This window comes from Kerstersia sp. (genome assembly GCF_052103615.1).
Classification (GTDB): domain Bacteria; phylum Pseudomonadota; class Gammaproteobacteria; order Burkholderiales; family Burkholderiaceae_B; genus Kerstersia.
This window is the reverse complement of record NZ_JBQEKA010000029.1, coordinates 17819-35287: the sequence shown is the minus strand read 5'-3', so window position 1 is coordinate 35287 and position 17469 is coordinate 17819. Positions and strand designations below refer to the sequence as shown.

Below are 17469 nucleotides of genomic sequence, written 5' to 3'. Positions count from 1 at the left end.
AGGCCTTGAAAAAAGGCGGCATCGGGCTGTCCTGTCTGTTGCTGCTTGCCGCCTGGCAGCGCAAACCGCTGGAAACCCAATGGCATGTCATGCAGGCAGACCTGAGCACCAGCACAGGCATGCAGCGGCACCTGACCCTGCCAGATGGCACCCAATTGCGGCTCAACACGGATACGGCGCTGGACATTCGCTATGACGACACCTTGCGCGCCCTGATTCTGCACCAGGGTGAAATCCATATCGCCACAGCCCAGGATCCGCAACAACGGCCTTTTACCGTCTTCACGGCGCAAGGCCGCATCACCCCCATCGGCACCCGTTTTACGGTGCGCCAGGACGGCACAGACGCGCGCACGACGGTTCAAGTTCTGGCTGGCGCCGTCAACCTGTACCCGGCCAACCACCCCAACGCCCCGCTGCGCCTGGATGCCGGGCAGGGCAGCAGCTTCGACCGCCAGGGCACGGCGCCGCCGGCAACCCTGCCTGCCACTGCCGCCGCCTGGGTCGATGGCATTCTTGCTGCGGAAGACATGCGGCTGGACGCCTTTCTGCAAGAACTGGGCCGCTACCGCACCGGCTGGCTGCGATGTCATCCCGAGGTCGCCGCATTGCGGCTGACCGGCACCTTTCCCCTGCAGGATACAGAACGCATCCTGGCCAGCCTGCCGCGCTTTCTGCCAGTGCGCATCCAGCGCAAAAGCCGTTACTGGGTCAGCGTCGCACCGCGCGACTGAAACCGCGCCGGGTTCGGCCATCCGGCAGGCCCGCAGACCATCCCTGGGCCCCGCACAACCCCTGCCAGCCGTCTGCCGGATGGCTGCGCCTGCGGCCATCCTTACACGGGCACACACCCAAGCCCGGCTCGGTCTGGCAAGCAACCGGCAACGGATAGCGGATCAAGGCCAGCACTGACAGCCAAGCAATAACGGCTGACAGGAATGCGAATTTGTAACAACAGCGAACCAGTTCCATTCTCAAGCGTTATGTCTTAGGAAAGCGGCAAATTTCTGACCTGGAAATCGCGCTGCCCCATTGCTTGAGAACTTGTTCATGCCTGTACGCCGTCTCCGTTGTGCTCCCGCGCCTCTGGCAGCCCGCCTGCCCGCGACGCGGTCCTTATTGTGCTGCGCCCTGCTGGGCATATTGAGCACGCCGCTCTGGCCGACTGCCAGTGTCCATGCCAGCACAGCAACCGCCACGCTACCGGCAGACGCCACCCGAATCGACTATGCCATTCCCGCCGGCCCGTTGAGCCAGGCGCTTATTCTCTTCGGCCGCACCTCCGGCAGCCTGGTGACGGTAGATCCCGCCTTAACCGCAGGGGAAGAAAGCCGCGGCGTGCGCGGCAGCTACCGCCCGGCTGAAGCCCTCACACTGCTGCTGGCCGGCACCCGGCTGGAAGCCATCGCCACCCCGGAAGGCGGATGGCGCCTGCGCGCCCGCCCAGACAACACTGGCCGTGGCGTTGCGGAACTCAGCAGCGTGGAAGTCATCGGCCAAGCGCAAGACGCCAAAGACATGCCTTACCAGAGCGCCTTGTCCGCCAGCGTCCTCTCCCGCGACGACATCGAACGCTTTCGCGGCACCTCGGTCGGCGACATCTTCCAGGGCGTACCCGGCGTGCTGGTCGGCGAAAACCGCAACTCCGGCGGCCTGGATATCAACATCCGCGGCATGCAAGGGCAGGGGCGGGTGCCCATCCTCGTCGATGGCGCGCGCCAGGAAACCACCGTCAACCGCGGCTACTCCGGCGTCATTTCACGCAGCTACGTTGACCCAGACCTGATCGGCGGCATCACCATCGAAAAAGGCCCTGTCATGAGCGCCCAAGGCACAGGCGCCACCGGCGGCCTGGTCACCATGCGCACCCTGGACGCCGACGACATCGTCAAGGACGGCGAAACCTTCGGCCTACGGGTACGCGGGCAGGCGATAGGCAACAACAGCGGCTCACCCATCGAACCAGGCACGCCCGCGGGGCTGTTTACGGGGAATTTTAAAGGCGGTTCGCCAGTCTATCGCCAGGATTGCGTGACTGATGATATCTGCGATGGCTACACCGTGCCTGAGGACTGGGGCTATGCCGAAGGCATGGACCGCCCCGGCACATTCAAACCCAAAAGCTGGTCCGGCAGCCTCGCCATTGCGCAGCGCCTGGAGCATGTCGATCTGGTGGCCGCCTATTCCCAGCGCCACCAGGGCAACTACTATGCCGGCACGCATGGCCCGTCCGCCTGGATGGATCTTTCGCATACCAAGAAAAAACCCTTCTACACCGAGGTCTACCCAGCGATTCAAGGTGCTTCCCGATTCCAGGCAGGTGAACGTATCCCCGGCACGAACTACGAAGCAAAATCTGGGCTGCTAAAAGCGAAACTCTACCTGCCAGCCGATCAGGATTTGGAACTGAGCTGGCTACGCTATAGCAGTACTTATGCCGAACTGATGCCGGGATCCGTCTTCCGCTTGGAAAATATCATACCGATTTCCCAGCCACGCAACAGTGAAGTTACAGCCAATACTTACACCTCCCGCTACCGCTGGACACCAACCAACAACGCCTGGATCGACCTGCGTGCCAACCTGTGGCACACACGTACCAAAGCCACCAATAACAGTCCCAGCAACACTCAAGTCGGTGTGTATAACAACGAACGAGAAACCTATAAACGCACTGGCCTGGATCTCAGCAACACCACCAAGTTGGATCTTGGCCGCCTAGGCACTAGTGAATTCCGCTACGGTTTGGCAGGCCAGTGGGAGGATGTTTATACCATTCCCCTGACCGAAGATCTGGTCAACAAGGCAGGCCGCAATGGCGACCGGACGGAATACAGCGCATTCATCGCTTGGCAATACAAGCCAGTATCCAGCCTGACACTAGATGCTGGCCTGCGCTACAGCCGCTTCCGGTCTCAAGACGACAAGCCCATCACGATCTACAGTCCTGATAACCCATATTGCGTGGACGCCGATGGCGACGGCGTATGCGATCCTCTGGAAAATAAAAACCGTTCCAGCGGCAGCGCTCCTGTCGTCAGCCTAACCTGGGAACCTCTGGATGGCCTGCAATTCTATGGCCGTTACGCGGAAGCCCTGCGCATGCCCAGTCTCTTTGAAAGCACATCAGGTTTCTCTTTTGAAAGCGTGCCCGATGTTCCCCTGAAACCCGAACATGCTCGTAACAGGGAATTAGGCCTGAATTTCCTGCAATCCGGTCTCTTCGGCAGTCAAGATCAGTTCCGTATCAAAGCGGCATATTTCCGCAATCACACCAAGGATTATCTGACCCGCACCACGCCAAATACTGGAGACTGGGGAATAGGCGGTGAGGATCGGCCCGTGGAAACACTGATCATGCGGAACATTGACAGTGCCCGATTTCACGGCATGGAACTATCCGGTGCCTATGACGCTGGCCAATTCTTCACAGAATTCGGCGTGACCAAGTACAACCGTATCGAAATCTGCTACGCCGGCAGCTACCGTGTCAACGAATGCAACGATTACGGTATCGCTGGCAGCTATATCAACAACATGGTGCCACCAAAATGGCATGGCAGCCTGATCCTGGGCACCCGTTTATTGAACCGAAAGTTGACGCTGGGCGCGCGTGGCACCTTTATGGGCCAGCGTAGCAATGCACCGCAATACAACGACGATACTGCCCGACAGTTCCTGAAAATCGTGCCTTGGCACAAATACAAAGTGTTCGATGTCTTCGCCAGCTATCAAGTGAATGACACCGTCAAGCTGGATTTCAACATCGACAACATCACAGACCGATTCTATCTGGACGCGCTAGGCTTGGGGCTGGTCCCCGCCCCAGGGCGTACCGCCAAGCTAGGAGTCACTCTGCAATTTTAAATAGGGCATTGCCGGGCGGATGCAGGCATCCTTATTTTCATAACCGATGAAGATATAAATATTTCTCAATTTCATTTTCATTTATATTTTTATATATGACCTGGCAGCCAACAGACCTTTCGCCATATGCCAATACTGGCATCACCCAGGCATAACAACCATATCCGGGAGAGCAAAACCCATGAATCCGATTTTCTTTCGTAGGCTGTTGCTGACCAGCCTAGCCGGCGCTACCACGCTGCTGGCCGCCTGCGGAGGCGGCAGCGATAACAATGACAACGGCGGCAACACCCACAACAAACCCAAGGGTGTCATCAAGGCTGATCAGACCCGCGCCCCTATCGGCAACATCATCACGCTCGATGGAAGCAACAGCAACACCCCCAACGGCGGCAACCTAAGCTATGCCTGGGAGCTAGCAGTAAAACCTGAGTCCAGTATCGCCGCGTTGAGCAGTGCAAGCGCTGCCAGTACCAAGTTCACCCTCGATAAAGCTGGCGCATATACCGCCACGCTGGTGGTCAATGACGGCACCGCAAGCAGCGAGAAAACTAGTGTCACGGTTACGGCCACCAGCCTGGACCCCATCGCTATCATCAAAACGGCTAACCAGGCCGTATTGCTCAACAGCACTGTGACGCTGGATGGCAGCGCCAGTCTGCCCCCTACAGACGCCGATGCCAGCTTGCTCAAGTACGAATGGAAACTGATATCACAACCTGATGGCAATGAATTCATTGAGCTAAAAAATGCCGACCAGTCGAGTTCCTATTTCGTAGCTAATAAGGTTGGCGAATATACCGTTCAATTGATTGTCACCCATGGGGATCGCACATCAATTGCCGAAGAAATTAAAATACAGGCGAATGTTTCCAATAGCAGTCCGGTCCCTGTTGTGAAAACACCAGGCGATCCAGAATATTACAACAATAAAATCCTAAAACTCGGCGGTACAGTTGGCCAACCCGTTACTTTGGATGGTAGCAATAGTTACGATCCTGACCCCACCGATACCTTGCATTATCGCTGGCGATTTAGCCCGTCACAAGGCATAAACAACAAACCCTATATTTCAAAATCCAGCATTTCGAAGGCCAATGAATCAAAAGCAGAATTCATTCCCGACGCAGCAGGAACGTATCACATTGACTTTGTTGTCTACGATGGCAGCGTAGAGAGCATCCAGCAGATCCGCCTGGATGTCGTTGCCGATGCCACTAAGGAAAACACCGCTCCCATAGCAGCAATCAATTATGGCGACGACCTCGAATGTGAATTTGAAGGGCCATACCCTTATTACCAAATCTGCAATATTTACAGTTATGGTTCCGGTGATGCAGAGCAGCCCTCCGGCCTGAACTATAAATGGCAATGGTGGAATCTAGCATCCCCCGAAAATAAAACCACATCCACAACAACCAGCCTGCAAGTTCCGACGACGACACAAGGAAAATTCGGTATCAGTTTAGTTATTACTGACGCTGGCGGGCTAAAGAGCAATGAAGCCTATCAGGTACTTCACATCAAAAAAGGGGCTAATACAGCTCCCGAAGCCAAGGCAAGTACAGAAATTGCAAGAGTCGGTGTAGGCCATACAGCCTATTTGGACGGCTCAGGCAGCTCCGATGCCAATGGCGACAAACTGTCATATAAGTGGTCCCTGATTGATCGCCCTGACAACAGCAACGCAACGCTGAGCTCAGCCACTAGCGAAACAGCCAGTCTTACGCCAGACATGCCGGGACTTTATCTGGCAAAACTGGATGTAAACGATGGCAAGCTAAACAATCCTGTCAGAGCTGCAGCCTACGTCAGCATTTTCGCCAAAAGCAAAAACAATCCGCCAGCCGGAAGATTGCTGACTAACTCATTATCACCAAAAAACCTTGTTTCCGTATTTGGAGCACCAGGCCAAGCGATCTGCGTGGAATGCGGAACGCAAAACCTAAATCTCGCCATTCAAATGAGCGATCCAGATAATGATTCACCTTTGTACTATTATTTAACTCAGACCAAGCACCCGAAAAATACTGACGCATACGGCACAGTCAGCGGACAGGGACTCAGCGATACTACCGCTGCAGGCAGCAAATATGTGGCGCTGAACAAAGGGCTTAGCAAGAAACCTGGCGACTATTCGTTCCAGCTAATTATTAGCGACGGAATTGACAGCACCCCTGGAACTTTCGATTTCTCCATTGTCAATGTGGAAAACTATCCCTCGTTGCTATTGAAGCACGCTACAAACCAAAGTTTCTTCCCCTACTATTCATCCTCCCTCAATACCTCTGGACCATTCAAGCAAAACATTACGCTTGGGACGTTCTCATTAAAAGCTTTCGATCAGGATTACACCATTTCCAATCTAAAGACGACTGGCAAGGACGGTTATGACGGGATTCTGGTCGGCCTGGAAAATGGACAGATAATCCGTAAAGGAGAGGAAGTCTCATTCAGTTTAATACGCCCCCTAATTCCCGGCGAGTCCGAATGGGATGCATCAAAATACGCAAACAACGCTGAATCTAACAAAGCATTCATACAACTCTTGAATAGCTACGGATTCAGTTGGTCTTTCGATACAGAGGAACGTAAGGATTTCAGCTTCCAAGTAGATCTCAAGTTTTAAAGAGCCATTTCAAACATTCATGCTACCCAGCATGATATCCCGCGCAGCGTTTGACCCATTCAAACCTGCGCACCAGCAACTAGTGTGGAATCACACTAAATTCAGGAGATCGTAATGATTGATATGAAGAAAATTTCTGTTGCTATTGCACTGCTGGCCGCCATGGGCGCCGCCAATGCGTATGACAGCGTCGGCGGTGTCACCGACAATGACACTTTCCTCCGTGTTGGGCCTGCCACTTCCACAGGCTTCCATGGACCTGAAGGCGCGCCGGGTATCGGACTGGGTGGTCAAGAAAATTGGATCATCAGCCTGCAAAGTATCTCGCTGCCCTATCCGGGTATCAGTGCCGGTCAGGTCAATGGCTTCGCACGCTACCAGTTGGTAGACTACGCCCACGCTCCCGTGGATCCTAACAATCCGGATCCTCAAACGGAGAACTACAACTTCAATTGGTTGCAAGTGCCAACGGCCAACGCTAGCGCAGCAACAGCTCTGAAGGTGTTCTTCGGTGCGGTAACGCAGAAGTCAAACAACCACACCCAAGCCTTCTATGTGGGTGACCGCAATGGCTTCGCCATGCCCACCGGTGCCACGACGTATGACGCAGCCGGCTTGCTGGTTCCTAGCGGCACCGATGGCAGCAGCCCGATTACCCTCTCTGGCACGCTTAACTTGGATGCAGCTGTCAAGGTGTTGACTGGCTCCCTGGCAGATACGTCTGCCAACCACACGCTGGCCATCAATGCTGGCGGTGCTACCAACGTACAAAGCGGCCCTGGTACATTCAACGGTGATGCTACCTACAACGGTGTGGACTATACCAATAGCGTTGATGGTCATTTCTACGGTTCCGGCAACGACAGCTCACTGGCTGGCACCGTGAACGGTGGCAATGACTTCCAGGCAGCCATCGGCGGCATCAAGAAATAAGCCAGTGTTAGCTGGCCCCACAGCCAGCTAACTCAGGTATTACAGGTGAAATTCGTCTTACCTGTGCGGAACCTGCACTCTAGGAGAGCAGGTTCCGTTCTTGCTGTGACGAACCGAATTGGAACTAGCCATGCGTTTTTCGTTTTCTTCTTCCATCCGCCGGTTATATGGCTACTTAACCATGCTGTTGGCAGGATGCAGTTTCATAGCGACCGCGTGGGCTCAACAAGACACCAGCGACCGACTTTGGCAAAACACTGAACAACGCATTCAACAAGTACAACAACAAATCACGCCTGCCGATAATACCCATCAGGAAAGTGAAGCTTATCAGGCAGCGCTGTCCGCATTGACCAAGACCCCTCGGGACCGGCTTCAAAACCTGCTTTTCCGTATTCTCGAGGCAGTCAATCAAGGTGACTGGTTTGGTGCAGATCGTTTAATCCGCCAATATTCTCAAGTCCCGCATCACGACCCAGCGCTGCTTGACTTCGTCACGGCTAGCCGGCTGGCTGCTGAGCACCATTACAGCCAAGCCATTGCTGGCTACCAAAGTGTATTGCATACTAACCCCCTGTTTACCCGCGGCCTGTTAGACCTGGGGCGTATGCAATATGCAGATAATCGTCTCAAAGATGCACAAAGATCTTTCGGCTTATTGCAAGATCAGGGCCTGCCCGAGGATATACAGCGTTATATCTATGAATACCAGACTGCCATCAATAAACGCCAACAATGGCAATGGTCACTCGCTGCTGCCTGGGTCCATGAAGATAATCTGAATCAAGCATCTACCTTCATAGATACTTGTGCTTTTGTGTACAACGGGGCATGCCTGACAAATCGGCGGGGAGAAAAAATCAGTGATTCTGGTCTGAACTTCGAAATCAGCGCTAATAAACTATGGTCTTTTTCCGGAAATCATGGCCTGCTGTTCCGCAGCATCAATTACGGAAATCAATATCACCGGGAAAGCACATATGACAACTTGGTATCCATTAATACCTTAGGCTACCAATTTAGTTCCGCACGAAATCAATTTCAATTTTTACCGTCTTTTGAATATGACAACGAAGGCGGGCATCGTGCTTATCACGCATTCGGTCTAAGGACAAGTTTCCGCCATCAGCTGACACCTCGAGCGCAAGTAGAAGCGAGCTTAGAATACAAGAATAGACATTTTTCTGATCGTTTCTACTATCTGCAGGGGAATTACCGTAGCGCATCGCTGTTTGGTTCATATTTGCTGCAGCCAAGCATGCAACTATATGGCATGCTGATATGGCGAGACAGTGACGCGCAATCGAAAATCCTGGCTTATCACGAAAATATCGCTCGCATCGGTGTCTATAAAGCGTTCGGCGAGCAGCTAGCAATCAATGTTGCCTATGGGCATAGACGTAAACATGCCGACGCGAGAAATTTTGTCTTCAATGGCCGCCGTCAGAAAGATCACGAGAACAGCATTTATCTGGATATCACCGTGCCGCGCCTGGCCTGGCAGGGGCTGACGCCCTCACTCAGCTATGAATACCGTAACAACCACAGCAACATTCCGCATGCCTATTCATACGAAAAGAACCGCATCACACTGGGCTTGAAGAAGACATTCTAAGACTGGATTTTTCTGCCGCATGCTCTCGCTGTGCGGCAGAAAACTCATAGACAGACCCTGTCATCCACAACCTTTCAACATACTTATACCCATACTTATCAACAGGCCGTAAGCATGCAGAATAGGCTTCCAGGCAGGTGGTTCAACCCAGCTTCACCACCTTCCCCGTCGCCGCTGCCTGGACTATCGCTTCGGTCACGCGCAGGTTCTGCACGCCGTCGCGCACCGTGACCAGCGGTTCGGCTTCGCCGCGCACCACGGCAGCAAAGTGGGCCAGCTGGAAGTCGATGGGGTCGCCACGGCGCACGTCTTCGCCGCCAACTTCAAACGGCTTCCACCACGAACGGTCAGCCTCGCGCGCGTAGGTTTTCATGCGCATGGTGGGGACGGCCAACGAACCCATGGTGCCCGCCAGGGTGTAGCAGTCTTCGTCGCCATAGGTGGAGTAGGCCGGGTTTTCCTGGCTGGTCTGTTCCCAGCTGCTAGCGCTGGCGGCCGTGTCGGACAGCATGAACACACCCAGCACGCCATTGGCAAAACGCAGGTTGATGGCTGCCGTGTCTTCCACCGCGAAGCCGCGCACCGCGTTCGATGCGAAGGCCTGCACGGCAATGATTTCGCCGCACAGCATGCGCAGGTTGTGCACTTCGTGAATCATGTTCAGCAGCACCGGGCCCGCGCCCGGTTCCTTGCGCCAGGGCGCGCTGGCGTAATATTCGTCCGGCTTGAAGAATTGCGCGCTGCCCATGACGGAAACCAGGCGCCCCAGGCGCCCGGATTGCACGATTTCACGCGCCTGCGCCATGATGGGGCTGTGCGTGCGGTGGTGGCCAACCAGCACCTTGGCGCCTTCGGCTTCCACGCGCTGCATCAGGGCTTCGCCTTCTTCCACCGTGGCTGTCACCGGCTTTTCCAGCAAAATGGGCAGGCCCGCGTCCAGGCACTCATTGGCATGCGCCAGGTGCAACTGGTTGGGGGTGGCCAGGATGACGCCATCAGGACGCTCAACCGCCAGCATGGCGGCCAGGGAAGGGTAGCAGGGCACGCCGGCCTGGCGCGCCACTTCCTGCGCCGCAGGCGACGGATCCACAATCGCTGCCAATTCGCAGGTTTCATTACGACGAATACTGTCCATATGCGCCTGGCCGATATATCCGGCGCCGGCCACCGCTATGCGGGTCTTGCTCATCACTGACTGCTCCTGTTGCTAACCATATCCCGGCCGGCGCCTTGCCGGCCGGGCATCTTCTTTACTCGCCACGCAGGCCGGCGAGCTCCGCCTGTACTGCATCAACGGTTTCCTGGCCAACGATGGCGGCGTGCTTGGCAATCACCGGCTTCATCAGCTCACGCAAGTGCTGTTGCTGTTCATCCGACAGCTCCGTTACCTGCATCCCGCCCTGTTTCAACTTCTCCAGCGCAGCCCCTTCGCTTTCACGCTGGTACTGGCGCTGAAACACGGCCGTTTCCTTGGCCGCGTCACTCACAATCGTCTGTTCCGCCTCCGACAGTTTGTCCCAGGTGCGCTTGCTCATCACCAGGGATTGCGGGTTATAGACGTGCCGTGTCATTACCATGTGTTTCTGCACTTCATCCAGACGGTTGGCCGAAATGATGGTGACCGGATTTTCCTGGCCGTCGATGGCACGCTGTTCCAGCGCTGCATATACCTCGGGCCAGGCAAGCGGCGTCGGGTTGCCGCCCACCGCGCGCACCCAATCCAGGTTGATGGTGCTGGGAATCACGCGCAGTTTCAGGCCGTCGATATCCTCAACCGTCTGAATCGGGCGCCGGTTGTTGGTAATGTTCCGGAAACCCAGTTCCCAGTAAGCCAGGCCCACCATGCCCTTGTCTTCGAACTTCTTGTGGATGGCTTGCCCAACCGGGCCGTCCACCACCTTGTCGGCTTCTTCCGCGCTGGCAAACAGGAACGGGAAATCAAAAATTCCAGCTTCCTTCACCTGATTGGAAAAAATCCCGGTATTGACCAGAACGAAGTCGATAGTACCGCCTTGCGTGGCAGAGATGGTTTGCGCATCGCCCCCCAGGACGCCGCCTGGAAACAGATTCACTTTCATCTTGCCGCCGGATTTCTCCGCCACCAGATCCGCAAACCGGTGCGCGCCAACGACGCCGGCATGCCCCTCCGGGCTGGCCGTCGCCAGCTTGAGCGTACGCGCCTGTATATCCTGCGCCAGCGCCGCACTGGATGCGGCCAGTCCTGCGGCCAGCAGGGCGGCTTTGATGAATTGCTTTGCAAACATGAAGTTCTCCTCGTTTTTTTTATTGGCCCGGCTGGGCGGGCCTGCTGCCGGTCACCCAGGTTTGGGTGGCCGGCGTCGTAAAAGCCTGCCGGACTCAGCCGTACAGCCAGGCTCCGGGTACTGTGATGATTCCTGGGAAAGCCACCAGCAGCATCAGCAGCGCAATCATGGCAAGCAGGAACGGCCCGATTCCGCGGATGACACTGTCTATGCCGACTTTGCCTACCCCTGCCACGGTGTTCAGCACCGTTCCCACAGGCGGGGTAATCAGGCTGATGGATGTATTCAGCACAAACATCACGCCGAAATACACCGGATCAATCCCCGCGGCTTTGATGACCGGCATCAGCACAGGCGTCAGCAACAGAATGCAGGGCGTCTGATCCAGCGCCGTGCCTATCACCAGTACCAGCAGCATGATGGCCAGCATCAGCAGTTTGGGGTGATCCAGCACTGGCTGCAGCAGCGTGACGATTTGCGCCGGCAACTGGGCAATCGTGATTAGCCAGGCGGACACCATGGCAGCCGCCACCAGGAACATAATGATGGAACTGGTGCGGGCCGCCCCGACAAACACATGGCAAAGCGCGCGCCAGGACAGTTCGCGGTACACCAGCATGGAAACCAGCAGGGCATAGACTGCCGCCGCCACGGCGGCCTCCGTGGGCGTAAAGACGCCAAAGCGCAAGCCCACCACAACCAATACCGGCAGGCCCAGCGCCCAGGCGGATTCGCGCAGTGCTTCGCGGACCTCTGCACGCGAGCGGCGCGCCCCGATTTCCACAGTTTCACGGCGGACCAGCCACCACCACGCCAGCCACAAGGTAATGCCCAGCAACAGCCCGGGCACAATGCCCGCCATGAACAGCCGGGCAATGGACACATTGCCGGCCACACCGAAAATGACGAGGGCGATGGAAGGCGGCAAGACAGGGGCAATAATGCCGGCGGAAGCAATCAGGCCAGCCGAACGCGCTTTATCGTGCCCAGCGGCGACCATCATCGGCAGCATCAAGGCTGTCAGGGCAGCCGCGTCCGCCACGGCGGAACCCGACAATGCGCCCATGATGCAGCCCGCCATGATGGTCACATAGCCCAGGCCGCCGCGAATATGCCCGACCAGCGCCATGGCCAGCGTCACAATACGCCGCGACAGACCGCCGGCATTCATGATTTCCCCGGCCAGCATGAAGAACGGCACGGCCAGCAACGGAAAGCTATCCGCGCCATTGACCAGGTTCTGGGCCAGGATCTGCGCATCGAACAAGTCCAGATGCCACATCAGGGCCACGCCACTCAGCAGCAGCGAAAACGCGATGGGAATGCCCAGCGCCATGGCGCCAATCAGGGCACCGACAAAGACCAGAATGGTCATGAGCGGGCCTCCTTCACCAGGCGTTCATCCGCTTGCTCGGCCGCAAACCCCAGTTCTTCTTGTGTTGCCTTGCCCGTTACCAGACGCAAGAACTGCAGCAGCAGCGTCAAGCCCGCCAACAGGGCGAACAGGGCGCCAGCGCCATAGAACCAGGCCGTGGAAATTTCCATGGCCGCGCTGCTGGTATCCCAATTGATGATCATCTGTTCCCAGCTGCCTTGCAGCAAAAGGCTGCAGACATACATCATCAACAACTGCCCCAGCCCCAGGCAACAGCAGCGCAGACGGCGCGGCAACAGGCGCACGAACAAGTCCGTGCCCATATGCGTGCGCTGCTGCACCGCGACCGCCGCCCCCATGAACGTAATCCAGATAAACAGCCAGCGCGACATTTCTTCCGAAATAGCGATGCCTGAATTAAATGCGTACCGCAACACCACATTGCTGAACACCAGAACCACCATCACCGCCAAGGCAATTCCGATGAGCATGTCTATCAAACGGCAAAGCCGCTCCACCCATTGCATCATTTTTTTGTCTCCATTCTCATGCCTTGCCTGCCTCGGTTCCTATGCAGACCAGCCGGACGGGACAAGGGCAGGCTAAGTGTAGATTTGCAGGCAAACCACATCAGCCCCCTTTGCATGGATTCAAAAAACACGAATTGTTGATAATTCCTCCGAATCAGGCACTTAATTCCCGCGCCTGGCATCCGGCCTAGGAACCCGACATAAAAATGCCTATCATTCATTGACAAATCTTCCCCAGCCCTCTACGCTTGCCAGCGTTCCTGGGGGGGCCCACTCAATGGGCTGAGATTCCGCTGTATCGCGGTGACCCTTAGAACCTGATCCGGATCATGCCGGCGAAGGGAAGGGAGTCTGCCCACGCGCGCGCCTGTCCGCTTCTTCAACCCATGGTTGCGCGCCTGGTCGCTGTGCCTTGCCGGCACACGCCTGTTTCCCTCTCATGCGCGCAGCCAGACTTTGCGGCCATCCAGAAAGATCGCCGCAGGAGATGCGCTGTCATGCTCACTGAAAACGCCACCCTGGCCTGGTTGCTGGGTTTTTCGGCGCTTTATGCCCTGGCTGGCGTGTTTTATGCCCGCCGCCAGCGCGATAACCTCGAAGACTTCATCGTTGCCCGCAACAGCCAAGGCTCATTTGCGACCATCCTGACGCTGATGGCGTCCTCGCTGGGCGCCTGGATTCTGTTCTCGCCCCCGCAGGCCGCCACCTGGGGCGGACTAGCCGCCGTGATCGGCTACGCCCTGGGCTCGATGTCACCCAGGCTCATCATGATTCCGCTGGGCCAGCGCATGCGCGAACTCAGCCCGCGCGGCCATACCCTCACGGAATTTCTGATCGTGCGCTATGGGCGCCCCATGTACGTGCTGACGCTGCTGATCATGCTGTTCTACATGTTCATCTCGCTGACAGCGGAAATCACTGCCATCGCCAAGCTGGTCACGCTGCTGGCCCCCATTCCGCTGTGGGTCACCGCCGCCATCGTGATGGGCTTCACGCTGCTCTACACGGCCTACGGCGGCCTGCGCGCCTCCATCTTCACCGACAAGGTGCAGATCGTCATCATCGTGCCGCTGCTGCTGGTCATGCTGTGGCTGGGCTGGAAAGCCACGGGCGGCATCAGCGCCACGGCTGACATCCTGCGCCAGCAGGCGCCGCAACTGCTGGACCTGACCAACGCCACCGGCCTCAAAGCGGGCCTGACCTTCTTCGTTGCCATCCTGCTGACCGGCATCTTTCACCAGGGCAACTGGCAGCGCGTTTATTCCGCCAAAGACATTCCTGCCATGCGGCGCGGCTTTTTGCTTGGCGGCGTGCTGGTAGTGCCGTTCATCTTCGTCATGGGCCTGTTCGGCCTGGCCTTTGTCGCCTACAACCCCCAAGGCGACAGCTCGATTGCGCTCTTCAGCATCATCATGCCGGATGTGCCGCTATGGTTCGCCATTGCCCTCATCCCGCTGGGGCTGGCGCTAGTCATGAGCAGCGCGGATACCGTCATCAGCGCGGTATCCAGCATCATCGCCGTGGACGTCAAACGCCTGGCGCCGCACACCAGCACCACCACCTTGCTGCGCCTGGCGCGCTGGCTCATCATGCTGCTGGCCATTCCTGTCATGATTGTTTCGGCCCAGGGCTACAGCGTGCTGTACCTGTTCCTGCTGGCAGACCTGCTCTGCGCCGCTGCCGCCTTCCCGGTGTTCTACGGCCTCTACAACCGCCGCCACGACGGCCGCACCGCCACCCTGGGCACGCTGGCCGGCCTGGCCGCCGGCCTGACCTACTTCCCGTCACCGACAGGCAATATGGACACCCTGCTGGAATCCTTCCTGCTGGCCGCGCTGGTGCCGGTCGCCGTGGTCTGGGTCTTGCAATTCATCCTGCCGAAAAAACCGGCATTCAAGCTGGAAGAGCTGCATTTGGCAGTGCAGCGACTGGATCAGTAAGTTTGGCGGGGCACTGGCGTTCCTGCCTTTCTTGCGCCGGTGCCCGGCCAGGCTCAACACATATTGAGCGCGACAAAACGGTAGTTGCAGGCCTTGGGCTGCAATAAGCGTGTCAGGCCCAGATCGCCATTGTCGAACATCCACTCCACGCCCAGCCGGACATAGTTTTGCTCATAGCTGTTATAGGCAGCGGATCCGGTTTCACGCGAACGGTAATAAGCGAGCACCCAGCGCATATTTTCAACAGGCTGCCAGCTTAACTGGGGCCCGTAACGCAAGATGTGACGTGTCCGGTCCTCCCCGCCGACCCCGGCATAGTCTTGTTGCCGCATTCGTTCAAGATTGAGGCTCAAGGCCGTTTTGACTGTCGGGCGCCAAACAACGCTGGCCCGCGCGCCAGTTTGAATCGCATACAACAAATCCGGGTCATCATCATAGGCAAATGGCTGGCGCCAGACCCGCATTTCGACCCGTGTTTTCGGAGAGTAGTCCCACAATGCCTGCAAGGCGAATGTGTGAAAGTTCAGATCCCGATCATGCAGGGTGTCATAACGGCGCTGGACATATCCCAGATTCGCCCCGAGCGTCGTTTTGACACTCATAGCCCAGACGGCATCCAAAAATAGCTCGCGATCGGTATAACGATTATCTATACGTTCCGTCATCGCCAGATTCCGCAGCGGGAAATCCGTGCGTGAATGGCGCACGCCGGCCTGTATCTGGCTCAAGCCCATTCCGGCATAACGTGCGGCGGCCTGCCAGCCCTCCGTCGTGCGGTTATACAGTTCGCGATTGACTTCATTGTCATACCTGACCTGGCGCCGGAAGACACCCAGTACCGGCAACGTCAATGCGTCCGTCACCCGCAAGCCGGCTTCTGCATTCCAGGTGCCGTCCGCCATCAGGTCGCGTTCCGGCCAGGTACTATCCAGGCTCGGATTCAGCCCTTTCTCGTAGTGATAATTCACCTTGCCGGCAAATAGCTGCCCCGCTCGCCAATGCAAGGTGCCGTCAAACAACGCAGGCTGATGATTCAATTCCGAGGTATTCAGATAACGCGCATCGGCCAGGCTGCCAGCCAACTCCAACCGCGTCGCGTCCGATAACAATGGAATACGCGCCGCCAGCCCCACACCATTCACGAGCACTGGTGATGAATGCTTATCCGTTGCTGAATCGGGCAAACGCGCAGGATTGCTCTGATGCTCCACCACGCTGCGCATCTGCAGGACGTAATCTATGGCTTCCGGAAATACGACGGCACCGACCGGATACCCCATCCCTGCGGCAATGACACCCAACAGCCAGTGGAGAAAAATGCGCGGTTTCACTGGCCAGGCTTTCAACGCTGTTTCCAGGCCCGCCAGCAAAGCAGCAGGAACTTCGGATCTTCTACCAAATAGCGGCGCCACAGATGGCGGGGATTGGAAAGCAGGCGCCATACCCACTCCATTCCAATACGCTGTACCCAAGCAGGTGCCCGTTTTTGCAAACCAACGGCGAACTCCATGGCGGCCCCGACACACAGAATCACACCGCCAGGCAAGTCCCGCGCATAATGCAGCGCCCAGCGCTCCTGCTTGGGCATGCCCAGGCAGATAAAAATGATATCTGCGTTCAGTGCTTGCACCCAATCCCTGGTCGCCAGGCCTTCCGGGCCGAAGGGATCAAACTTCATGGATGGGCAACGCACATGCAAGTCCAGCCCGGGATAGTATTGCTGGAACAAGTCCTGCAAATGCTGCTCCTGTCCCGGCTGTCCGCCAATCAAGGCGACCTTCAATTTCTCAGGAACGGCGCGCAGGCAAAGCTGCACAAACAGATCAGAACCCGTCACACGTGCCGGCAATGCGCGCTGCATCAGCCGGCTGAACCAGACCAGCGGCATGCCATCGGCAAAAATGAAATCTGCCTTTGCATACGCCGCCTTGAACTCCGGTTGTTTCTCCAGCCTAACAACGTGATCCACATTCGGCGTCACGACCACACTCGCCGAACCGTTACGCTGCCGCGCAGCCGTTAACAATAATTGAGTCGCCTGATTGAGATCAGCGGCAACAATATTCAGATCGAATAAGCTGATGACAGGCAGGTCGGATGGACCCTGGCCAATAGGTGTAACGGTCGGAGAAGATGGATGCATGATGGTAAGAAAGCAGCAAGCCAAGCCTGTTTGGCAGGGGATAGCGGCACTGTATCCCAAGCGGCATATACTGCAAAGCAGAGGGTGTTTTTCGCATCATGCCAGCCCACCCGCTTCAAAAAAGCGCCGCCTTTACGCATACTAGCACCCTACCTGGAAACCGGACACAAAAC

At 56.8% G+C, this 17469-nt stretch carries 12 protein-coding genes and 1 riboswitch; of the genes, 6 read left to right on the top strand and 6 right to left on the bottom strand.

Annotation, left to right across the window (positions count from 1 at the left end; all coding sequences use genetic code 11):
• From ACTJGZ_RS08520 to ACTJGZ_RS08500, 5 genes are all read left to right on the top strand, one after another.
• Positions 1-734, top strand: a 734-nt coding sequence (locus ACTJGZ_RS08520; protein WP_441662507.1) for a FecR family protein, incomplete at its 5' end; no start/stop codon positions are given.
• A 316-nt stretch (positions 735-1050) separates the two neighbouring features.
• Complete coding sequence (locus ACTJGZ_RS08515) at positions 1051-3867, top strand: TonB-dependent receptor domain-containing protein (RefSeq protein ID WP_441662506.1); 2817 nt, start codon at positions 1051-1053, stop codon at positions 3865-3867.
• 181 nt (positions 3868-4048) lie between these two features.
• Positions 4049-6496, top strand: a complete 2448-nt coding sequence (locus ACTJGZ_RS08510; RefSeq protein ID WP_441662505.1) for a PKD domain-containing protein — start codon at positions 4049-4051, stop codon at positions 6494-6496.
• A gap of 114 nt (positions 6497-6610) precedes the next feature.
• Positions 6611-7429, top strand: a complete 819-nt coding sequence (locus ACTJGZ_RS08505; RefSeq protein ID WP_441662504.1) for a hypothetical protein — start codon at positions 6611-6613, stop codon at positions 7427-7429.
• A 130-nt stretch (positions 7430-7559) separates the two neighbouring features.
• Positions 7560-9044, top strand: coding sequence for a surface lipoprotein assembly modifier (locus tag ACTJGZ_RS08500; RefSeq protein WP_441662503.1), 1485 nt, complete (start codon positions 7560-7562; stop codon positions 9042-9044).
• A gap of 142 nt (positions 9045-9186) precedes the next feature.
• On the opposite strand, the gene ACTJGZ_RS08495 is transcribed toward ACTJGZ_RS08500, so the two are convergent.
• The 4 genes from ACTJGZ_RS08495 to ACTJGZ_RS08480 form a co-directional block, all read right to left on the bottom strand.
• Positions 9187-10233, bottom strand: a complete 1047-nt coding sequence (locus ACTJGZ_RS08495) for a Gfo/Idh/MocA family protein (protein WP_420177455.1) — start codon at positions 10231-10233, stop codon at positions 9187-9189.
• A 61-nt stretch (positions 10234-10294) separates the two neighbouring features.
• Complete coding sequence (locus tag ACTJGZ_RS08490) at positions 10295-11308, bottom strand: TRAP transporter substrate-binding protein (protein WP_068373512.1); 1014 nt, start codon at positions 11306-11308, stop codon at positions 10295-10297.
• Positions 11309-11402: 94 nt separating this feature from the next.
• Complete coding sequence (locus ACTJGZ_RS08485; protein WP_441662502.1) at positions 11403-12683, bottom strand: TRAP transporter large permease subunit; 1281 nt, start codon at positions 12681-12683, stop codon at positions 11403-11405.
• A complete protein-coding gene (locus tag ACTJGZ_RS08480) occupies positions 12680-13213 on the bottom strand; it encodes a TRAP transporter small permease (protein ID WP_441662501.1) in 534 nt (177 codons plus the stop codon). Before ACTJGZ_RS08480 ends, ACTJGZ_RS08485 begins: the two co-directional genes overlap by 4 nt.
• A 252-nt stretch (positions 13214-13465) precedes the next feature.
• Positions 13466-13574: riboswitch (TPP riboswitch) on the top strand.
• 136 nt (positions 13575-13710) lie between these two features.
• On the opposite strand from ACTJGZ_RS08480, the gene ACTJGZ_RS08475 reads away from it, so the two are divergent.
• The gene (locus ACTJGZ_RS08475; RefSeq protein ID WP_441662500.1) at positions 13711-15153 is read left to right on the top strand and encodes a sodium:solute symporter family protein; all 1443 of its coding nucleotides are present in this window, start codon (positions 13711-13713) and stop codon (positions 15151-15153) included.
• A 53-nt stretch (positions 15154-15206) separates the two neighbouring features.
• On the opposite strand, the gene ACTJGZ_RS08470 is transcribed toward ACTJGZ_RS08475, so the two are convergent.
• The gene (locus ACTJGZ_RS08470) at positions 15207-16484 is read right to left on the bottom strand and encodes a hypothetical protein (RefSeq protein ID WP_441662499.1); all 1278 of its coding nucleotides are present in this window, start codon (positions 16482-16484) and stop codon (positions 15207-15209) included.
• A gap of 11 nt (positions 16485-16495) precedes the next feature.
• Complete coding sequence (locus ACTJGZ_RS08465) at positions 16496-17296, bottom strand: WecB/TagA/CpsF family glycosyltransferase (protein ID WP_441662498.1); 801 nt, start codon at positions 17294-17296, stop codon at positions 16496-16498.
• Positions 17297-17469: the final 173 nt, after the last annotated feature.